Below are 7,375 nucleotides of genomic sequence, written 5' to 3'. Positions count from 1 at the left end.
CCAGAGGGGGTCTTAGTCTGGGGCAGTGGGGAAACAAAAAGCAAGAGGGGTGCTTTGGGTGTGTTGGTTGCCGAAGAAAACCCCCACGGCCACCGCGGTCACGTCGTGGCCGCGGTGCCGGAGCCGGACTCAGGCTCGGGGGTGTGGCGGTTGGCCGGGACGGGGAGGCAGAGGTTGGCGCGCAGGGTGTCGCCCGCGTACTCCGTACGGAACAGTCCGCGCTTCTGCAGGATCGGGACGACGCCGTCGACGAAGAGGCCGAGATCGTCGTCGGTACGGAAGGCGAGGTTGATGCCGTCGAAGGTGCCCGCGTCGAACCACCGCTCGATGGTGCCGGCGACGGTCTCCGGCGCGCCGACGAACGGCGAGCGGCGGAACTGGTTGACCGACTCGGCCACCTGACGCAGCGTCAGACCCTCGGCGGCGGCCCGTTCGATGATCCTGGCGGCGCCCGTCCGGCCGCCCTTCTCCGCGAGGTGGGCGACGTCCGGGAACGGCGCGTCCAGGTCGTGGCGGCTGAAGTTGTACGCGCCGAAGGAGCGGCCGAGGAGGGCGAGATTGCGGTCGAAGTCGTTGTCCTCCTCGAAGATCTCCCGCTCGCGGCGCCTCGCGTCCTCGTCGGTGGCGGCGACGACCGGGCCGCCGTGCATGAAGATCTTGATGTGTTCAGGGTCGCGGCCGTGGGCGGCGGTGCGCCGCTTGATGTCCGCGTAGTACTCCCGCGCCTGCTCCAGGGAGCCGCCCGGCGCGTAGATGCCCTCGGCGACCCGCGCGGCGAGATCGCGGCCCTCCTCGGAGACCCCGGCCTGGAAGATCACCGGCTGGCCCTGGGGCGAGCGGGAGATGTTGAGCGGTCCGGCGACCTTGAAGTGCTCGCCGGCATGGTTGAGTTCGTGCAGCTTGGCCGGGTCGAGGAAGACATCGCGTGCCACGTCGGCCGGGAACGCGTCGTCCTCGTACGAGTCCCACAGGCCACGGGCGACCTGGACGAACTCCAGGGCGCGGCCGTAACGCGTGGTGTAGTCGAGGTGTTCGTCGAGCCCGTAGTTCCTGGCGGTGCCGGTGTCGAAACTGGTCACAACGTTCCAGCCGGCACGGCCGCCGCTGATGTGGTCGAGTGAGGCGAACCGGCGGGCGAGGTTGAACGGCGAGTTGTATGTCGAGCTGGCCGTGCCGACCAGGCCGATGTGCCTGGTGTGGGTGGCGACCGCGGAGAGCAGGGTGAGCGGCTCCAGCCGGTTGAGGTAGTGCGCCGGATAGGTGGCGTTGATGAACTGGCTGTCGACGACGAAGAGGGCGTCGAAGAGCGCGTGTTCGGCGGCCTGGGCCTGCCGGATGTAGTAGTTGATGTCGATGCTGGCGTTCTTCGCGATACGAGGGTCTCTCCAGAGGCCGTGCTGGCCGGGGCCGCCGACGCCGTACGGATGGAGCGCGAGATGGATCGTGCGGGACATGGCTTCTCCCTGTCTGTGGTGGGCTCAGGAGTGCGGCGGCGCGTGGGTGCACGCCCGCCGGGCATGCCGCGCTCGGGGCATGGGGCGTCGACGGGTTCGCGGGGGCGGACCGGGAGGCGGTGAAGAGGAGGCGACGAAGCGCGGAGGGGAGGCGCGGGGTGTCGAGCGCGGTTCAGCCGGGCGGCGGGCGGCCGGTGCTGCCGGGGGCGGTCAGGCGGCTGCGGGCCGTGGGCGGCCGGCGATCAGCGACAGAGGGCGCTGGAGGTGCGCCGCAGATCCACGTAGCGGCAGGCCACACCGGGGTGCGTCGTGAACATGCCGCACATCCTGGGGGCAGCCGTCAGCGACTGTCAATGGACACCAATTGGTGTCTCATTGGGCGGGATGACGTACCACCGCACCCTGGCCAGGGCCGAAACCAATGCCCTGGCCAGGCCGTCGTCCAGCGCCGTGGAGCGCCCGTCGAACGCCGTGGGCCGCCCGCCGGTTCAGAGGCGTTTCGCGCTGCGGAACGCGGCGGCGTAATAACCGTCGCCGTCCAGGCGGGAGGCGCCGCCCTCGTCGCCCATCGTCGGACCGTTCACCTCCTCCCTGCTCGATATGAAGATCTGGTGGCCGTCCGTGTCCGTGCCCAGGTACATGCCGATGTGGTCAAGGCGGGACTTCGTCCAGGCGTCGAGTTTGAAGAAGACCAGGTCGCCGGGCTGGAGCACACCGATGGTCTCGGGGCGCTCGTACTGCGGCGCGCGGCCGGACAGACCGATGACGTCCACGCCCGCCGTGGAGCGCGCCATCCCGTTGGCCGTGCGCGGCAGTCCCTCGCCGGCACCGTCGGCCGCCGCCAGTGGATAGCGGCCGCGGTAGCCGAAGACCGTGCGGATGAAGCCCGAGCAGTCGATCGAGCGGTAGCGCGCGGCCTCCGGCTGCTTGGTGGTGCCGTCGCGGAAGGTGTAAGGGATGCCGAGGTAGTCGTAGAAGTCGGATTCTTCGAGGCGCAGTCCCTCGCGCTCGCCGCTGTCCGGGTTCAGCGGACCGTAGGCGGCGTCGCCCGCGTACGGTACGCCCTCGTCGTCCCTCTTGACCGGCGCGCCCCCGACGTACTGGAACGCGATCGCCAAGAGGTCGTCCCGCTCGCTGCCGTAGTACTCGTCGAACCAGTCCTTGAACCACTGTTCCTTCTCGGCGCCCTTCGTCCACGCCTCCGGCATCAGCCGTACCCAGTTCTCGGTGACCACCCGGGACGAGGTGTTGGCCGGCTCGCGGAACGTACGGCTGGGACCGGTGAGGGTCGCCGTACGCGCGCCGTCGGTGAAGGTGGCGAGGATGTCGCCGTCGCCGATCCGGAGCACCGAGCGGTCCGGGTTCGTGAGCCGCTCCCAGGTCTGTAAGCCGATGGTCGTGGCAGACCCCGACCTCAGGTGGGGGATGTCGGTGATGGCCTGGACGGCGGGCGCCTTGGCCTGCTCGTCCTTGCGGAGTTCGACGGTGAGGTACGCGCTGCCGGCCAGCAGCGCGATGACGGTCACGCCGTGCAGGACGGGGCGGCCGCGCTTGGGCTTGGCACTCATGAGGACGGGACTCCTGTGGGGGGTGGGTGGGGGGTGGGTGAGTCAGGCGGACGACGGTCGGTCAGATCCTTTCGGCGAGGGCCGTTGGCGCGGTGTCGCGTCTGCGCTGTTCCTGGAGTTGCTGGCGCAGGAGTTCCAGGGAGCGGGCGATGGCTCCGACCTCGTCGTGGTGGCGCGGGTAGAGGACGGTGCGGCGGTCTCCGTCGGCGAGTGTCTCGGCCTGGCGGGCCAGGGCGCGCAGGGGGCGTGCGACGACGATGTGGAGCCAGCCGAGGCAGGCGGCGGCCGCGGTGACGCCGAGGAGTCCGGCCAGGACGGTGCGGTTCTGGGCGCTGTATTCGGGGATGGCGAGGGCGGAGGCGGGCTGCCAGCTCACCACGGTCCAGCCCAGCGACTTCGCCGCCCCGCCGCCCGCGAACGGCGCCGCCGCCGCGAGCTGGACGCCTTCGCCGTCGCGGAAGAGGACCCCGCTGGGGCGGGTGCTCAGGCCGGCCTTCTGGTTGGTGGCCTCGACCAGCGACTCCAGCCGGGCCGACGGCAGCTTCTCAAACGCCCGGTAACCCGTGTTCGAGCCCAGCACCCGGTGTTCGGCGTCGACGATGCGGACCTGGCCGAGGCCGGGGCGTTTGAGGAGGGAGTTGAGGAAGTCGATGCGGAACTGGCCCACGACCAGGGCGCCGTCGCGGCCGGGGAGTTCGGCGTATCCGGTGATCCGCGGCTCCTTCGACCCGTCCCCGAGGACGGCGATGGGCTCGTTGCCGGGACGCTTGGCGCCGGGGTCCGCGGGGCTGTCGCCGGCCTGGGCGAGGACGGTGCCGTCGGGGGAGAGGACGTACAGGGAGCTGTAGCGGGGGTGCTCGGTCATGGTGCGTTCGAGGACGGTCGTCATGTCCCCGGCCCCGGTCTGGTCCCCGATGAGGGTGGCGACGGACAGCAGGTCGGCATAGCCCTCGTTCAGCGCACGCCGCACCCGGTCGGTCACCGTGTCGGTACGGTCCCGCTGATCACTCACCAGCTGCTGCGGCACGATGAGGGTGTCCCCGGCCCGGTTGAGTACGAGCATCATCGGAGCCGACCAGACCAGTAACAGGATCCCGCCACCGGCGAGCAGTGCCCGGGTGCCGACGCACCGCCCACGCGGCCGCTTTCCGCGCGTACTCGCGCCGGGCGCGGAGGCGCCGAGGAGTTGGAGCCGGAGTTGTTCGAGCACGTCGCCGATCCGGCGCGCCTCACCGAACCGGGGCACGGTCACCGGACGGGTGAGGTCCCCTCGCATGAGGCGGCGGCTCTCCGCGACGAGCCGGAGCAGGGGGCGCTGGACCGTACCGAGCAGCAGGGCCACCGCCAGCGCACCGACAACCAGCAGCGCACCGGCGGACCACACACCGAACATCGGGTCGTCGGGCCTGCTGGTGTTCTCCGGCACGGTCACCAGAGTGACCACGGAGAGACCGAGCCCCGTGGCGTCGGTGCTGCCGCCCGCCTCCGGCGCGGCAAGCGTCGCGTACCCCGCGACCGGACGCTCCCCGGCGAGCGGTGTGGAGCCGGTCATGGACCCACTGACCCCGGGGTAGCCGCCGGAGCCGGGTTCCCTGGTGGTGAGCGGATTCTGCTCGGCCATCCCGGCGGAACGCTCGGCGAAGGCGCGGAGTTGCTCCTCGGTCTGCCCGGCCTCCCCGTCGGGGATGTCCGAGTCGTCCTCCTCGGGCGTCTGCGGGCCGTCGCTGCTGAGGACCGTACCGCCCGCGTCGGCCACGGCGATCGCCCGGAACTTGCCGAGGCTCACCCCGGGGACCTTCAGACTGTTCGAGGCGATCAGCAGCTGCTGCGGCCGGCCCTCCCAGGACAGCAGGGCGAAGGTCAGCAGCCGGGTCTCGCCGTTCTCCAGTCGTATCAGGCGGGGCGCGAGCCCGTCCTCGTCGGAGAGTTTCTGCAGGTCGACGGCGAGGAGCGGTACGTTTTCACCACGCGTGGCCAGCAGTTTGCCCGACTTGATCTCGACGATCGCCGAACCGCGCCACTTCTGGTAGACGTTGCCCAGTTTGTCCAGGACGGTGTCGGCGGAGACCGGGTCGCCCGCGTTGAACAGCGACGCGGTCCGTTCGAGGTCGGTGATCGATTCGTCCAGCGAAGCCCGGAGCGCGATCGCACCGTCCTCGGCGAAATGCTGCTGGGAGATCCGTACCGCCTCGGGGAGCGCCTCCGCATCGCTCAGTCCCGGGGCGGTCCTGCCTAAGCCCAGGGCGGTGAGGCCGGACAGCACAAGAAGCAGTGCCGCAAGGACGGTGATCGGTGGGCGGACGCCGCCCACGAGCGACATACCGGCCCGTTCACTGACCTTGTGCCGCCGCTTCGTAGACGAAATGGCCATGAGTTGCCTCCCTCAGTGTGGTGCGGCCGGCACCGGATCACGCGCGGGCGTGCGCGCGGACGTAGCGGACGTACGGGAAGGGACGGAGGGTCCCGCGACGACTGACGGATACGGCTCTTCCGCCACATGACGACCGGCCACGGTGTCGAATCGGTTGTACACAATCGATCTGGTACGCGATGCGGCCTGAATTAGATGTGTTGACCGGGGAGCACAGGGCTCCACGCTCGCCCGACGGGCCGAAAACCGGCGGCGCCGTCGACTGATCGGGCTCCTCGCCGATCGGGCTGTTCCAGGGACGTCAGCCCGTCCTCGGCCCCGCCCCGGTTCGGCATGGTCCCTTGTTTACGGTCCAAGGCCGGCCGGTAACGGGCGAGTTGCTCGTCCGCGTATCGCCTCCCGTCCCCGTCACCACCCGGGTCACCGGAACCAAGCAGGGAGCAGTCCGCGGCGGCCATGGCGAAGACCGTCACGGCAGCACGGAAGACGGCGCGGGCAGCAGTGTGGGGGGAGGTGTGCGGAGCGGTACGGCGTCTGTTGAGCGGCGAATGAGGCGCGCGGGGTAACTTCACGTAGTATTTTGTACACTGTATGGAGCAATTCTTGACCGTGAAAAACCGCAATCCTGACGAGCCTGCCGGCGGGTGGCTTGATAGCGACGGCGTAGCTGCCACGCGGGATTGTCGACGGCGCGAGCCGGGTCTTTCTGTGGCGGTCCCTGCCGTGCACGGACGCGTCCGGGACGCCCGGAAGCTCGTGCAGCTCGGGTCAATTCGGCGTGACACTCCGCGCGCTGGTGGGACGAGGCCCGATCACTGGGCACACCTGGGCATGTGACGTTCAGTCATTGCTCTGAGCAGTGTTGCCGGCGCCGTCCCCCGCCTCGTCCTCGCTCAGGTGGAAACGGGACAGATCGCGTGCCAGACGGGTCGCTTGGCGGGTGGTCAGGGCATCCGGTTGGCCGATGTATTCCGTCCGGCGGCCCGCCATCATACGGCCGTCGGTGACGGTGATCTCCAAGTCGGCCGAGACGCCGGGCCGAGTGTCCGGGACAAGTCTGATCAGTGTGACGCCGATTCTTCCCTCGCTGAGGAGCCACTCCGCCTCGGGCGGAATGGGGAGGGTGTCGCACACGACAACGACGTGGGGGCACGCGCCGTCCCGCGAGAACGGGGCCCGGTCGCGCAGTCCGGCCAGGAGCTGGGTGAGCCCCGTCGTGTCATCTGCCAGAGCGGTTACGCGTGGGGACAGTTCTGGGGTGGAGAGCGGCTTGGCGTGGGGCAGATAGTCGATCCACTCCCATTCGTCCGACCGCTCCACGGGGGCGTAAACCAGTACGCGACAGTCATCCGGCCCGTGAAAGGTCACCAACTGCGCCAGCATGCTCCGGACGAGGTCGCGAACGTGGTGCTCGTCGGTGCCGCGCATGTGGATGTGGTGAAAGCCGCGGAGGCTTACGGCTATGGGCATTTCTTCCAGTGTTCCGTACTCCTGGACGAGTGAACTGAGCCCGTCGGCACACACGGCATCGGCTCCGGCCGGAATGTCAGGGGCCATCAGTCGTGTGGTGAGCCTCAGTTTTCCGGTGCCGATCCGCACCTGAGCGAAATCGTTGTGCTCGGACCTCCGCTCCCAGAGCTGCACCCGGCGAGCCACGACGGCGCGCAACTCCGACGGCTCCGGGTGCAACCACAGTACGGCCTCCCGTTGCAGCGAGGCCGTTCGGAACAGCTGGCGGCGGGTGTCGGTGAGGTATCGGAGATACGGCCGGCGCTGCTGAGCCAGATGCCTGGCATCACTTCCTGACCTGTGCGTCAGTGCGGCAACAAGCGCGGTGGCGACGCCGGTCACGAGGGCGACGGAGCCAACGAGTCGACCGATCACACCGTCCGCCACGAGGAGCAGCGCTCCCGAGGAAACCACGCCGGGCGCGGCCAACAGCCCCGGCCACAGCCACCCTTGTCTCCAGGAGCGCTTCCCGA

The 7,375-nt window shown here is 69.6% G+C and carries 4 protein-coding genes; all 4 read right to left on the bottom strand.

The window, feature by feature from the left end; genetic code table 11:
- Positions 1–98 precede the first annotated feature (98 nt).
- The 4 genes from ACFU9P_RS05135 to ACFU9P_RS05120 all read right to left on the bottom strand — a co-directional run bounded on the left by ACFU9P_RS05135 (position 99) and on the right by ACFU9P_RS05120 (position 7,244).
- Complete coding sequence (locus ACFU9P_RS05135; RefSeq protein WP_376379354.1) at positions 99–1,454, bottom strand: NtaA/DmoA family FMN-dependent monooxygenase; 1,356 nt, start codon at positions 1,452–1,454, stop codon at positions 99–101.
- Between the two features lie 488 nt (positions 1,455–1,942).
- A complete protein-coding gene (locus ACFU9P_RS05130; protein WP_384077840.1) occupies positions 1,943–3,022 on the bottom strand; it encodes a C40 family peptidase in 1,080 nt (359 codons plus the stop codon).
- A gap of 61 nt (positions 3,023–3,083) precedes the next feature.
- Positions 3,084–5,393, bottom strand: coding sequence for a HAMP domain-containing protein (locus tag ACFU9P_RS05125; RefSeq protein ID WP_384077839.1), 2,310 nt, complete (start codon positions 5,391–5,393; stop codon positions 3,084–3,086).
- An 840-nt stretch (positions 5,394–6,233) separates the two neighbouring features.
- Positions 6,234–7,244 carry a hypothetical protein gene (locus ACFU9P_RS05120; protein WP_384077838.1) on the bottom strand — a complete coding sequence of 337 codons (1,011 nt, stop codon included), beginning with the start codon at positions 7,242–7,244 and terminating at the stop codon, positions 6,234–6,236.
- Between the last annotated feature and the right edge of the window lie 131 nt (positions 7,245–7,375).

It is taken from the genome of Streptomyces sp. NPDC057617, assembly GCF_042800555.1.
GTDB lineage: Bacteria > Actinomycetota > Actinomycetes > Streptomycetales > Streptomycetaceae > Streptomyces.
This window is presented reverse-complemented; position numbering and strand designations above follow the sequence as displayed.

Bases quoted from the DNA above. Each gene is read 5' to 3' on its own strand.
- ACFU9P_RS05130 (WP_384077840.1), bottom strand. From the start codon at position 3,022: ATGAGTGCCAAGCCCAAGCGCGGCCGCCCCGTCCTGCACGGCGTGACC.
- ACFU9P_RS05125 (WP_384077839.1), bottom strand. From the start codon at position 5,393: ATGGCCATTTCGTCTACGAAGCGGCGGCACAAGGTCAGTGAACGGGCC.
- ACFU9P_RS05135 (WP_376379354.1), bottom strand. From the start codon at position 1,454: ATGTCCCGCACGATCCATCTCGCGCTCCATCCGTACGGCGTCGGCGGC.